A 1238-nucleotide genomic window follows, 5' to 3' on the forward strand; every position below is an offset into this window, starting at 1 on the left:
GGGCCAACCAGCCGACGGAGATGGCCAGTTCACCCGCACCGGTCTGCAGCCGCTCGGTGACGTCGCGCTGCGCGGTGCCCGAGTCGAGCAGTTCGAAGGCGCTGCGCAGCGGCGCCGCGGCCCGCCGGTACAGGCCGTCCGCGCCGTGCCGGTCGTCGAGCAGCCGGATGCGCCGGATCGCCTCCTCCACGGCGCCGACGCCGGCCCGCGCGGGGTGCCGGTCCGCTCCGGCCGGGAGCACGGGGACACCGAAGGGCGTCAGGGTGGCGACGGCCACGGTGGCCGTCGAGCCGGTCATGCCGGTCATGAATGCGCGACGCCGCACGTCGCTCTCCTCGTGGTGCGTGTGCTCGGTGAGTGCGGGGCGCGGACGCTCGGCGGCCACGGGTGAGCGCGTGCTCCGGCCGCGTACTGCGGCACGCGGCGCGAACCCGAGGTCCGCGAGGGTCCGGCCCGGGAACATGTGCAGGAACACCCGCTCGTAGGCGTAGTTGGGGCAGCGGATCTCGCCGGCCTCCACACGTCCGATGTAGCGCGCGTCGCAGCTGACCCGCTCGCCGATCTCCCGCGCCGCCCGCCGCACCGCGGCCGCGAACTCGCCCGGCGAGCGCTGTCCGCGCAGGTGCCGGAAGGCGAGGTTGGGCCGTGGGGACGGTGGTGCCGAGGCATTCGGGGCATACGGAGACGACGTCATGAGCGGGTCCTCCCGTGCGAACCGTGCCGGGCGCCACGGGAGTTGACCGCGTGGCGAGTTCCGACGAGGCTCGAAGGTACAGGCTGTGACGGCGTCGACACGCAGTGTTTGCCTACAAACCGGATATCTCACCCGTGATCCGCCATGAACTGCCATCCTTTGCGGCGGCGTGCCGCCGTAGCCGTTGACGTCCGCAGGCGTTGAACCATGCGGCGAAACCCCACGGACGAGGAGGGGCCGACGTGTTGGACGCGGCACAGCCCATGACATCGACGGCACAGCACCGCCCGACCGAGGAGCGCAGCGCGCAACCGCCCGGCGCCTGCGACCTGGTGACGGTGCCGTCCCGGCAGGGCCTGGAGGCGGTCGACATCCTGCAGCGCGGCAGTGCGGAGCCGGTCGGCCCGGTGCTGCACGACGGCGGCGGCGACACCCTCGGGTTCCTCGTGCCGCCCGGCACCGCCGACGGCTGGGACGTCCCCGGCAGCGCGTGTACGCAGACCGCGGGCCGCGGTCTCTCCCTCGCGCCGCCCGTCGCGGGCAC

Annotated in this window: 1 protein-coding gene and 1 pseudogene; one reads left to right on the plus strand and one right to left on the minus strand. The window is 74.0% G+C overall.

Annotated elements, in window-relative coordinates; translation table 11 throughout:
- Positions 1-694 (minus strand): annotated as a pseudogene (locus G3I40_RS00855) (tetratricopeptide repeat protein); the annotation flags it as partial.
- A gap of 263 nt (positions 695-957) precedes the next feature.
- Between G3I40_RS00855 and G3I40_RS00860 the strand changes: the two are divergent.
- Positions 958-1238: hypothetical protein (locus G3I40_RS00860; RefSeq protein WP_164300207.1), on the plus strand; the 281-nt coding region annotated here is incomplete at its 3' end.

This window comes from Streptomyces sp. SID14478, from assembly GCF_010548525.1.
GTDB lineage: Bacteria > Actinomycetota > Actinomycetes > Streptomycetales > Streptomycetaceae > Streptomyces.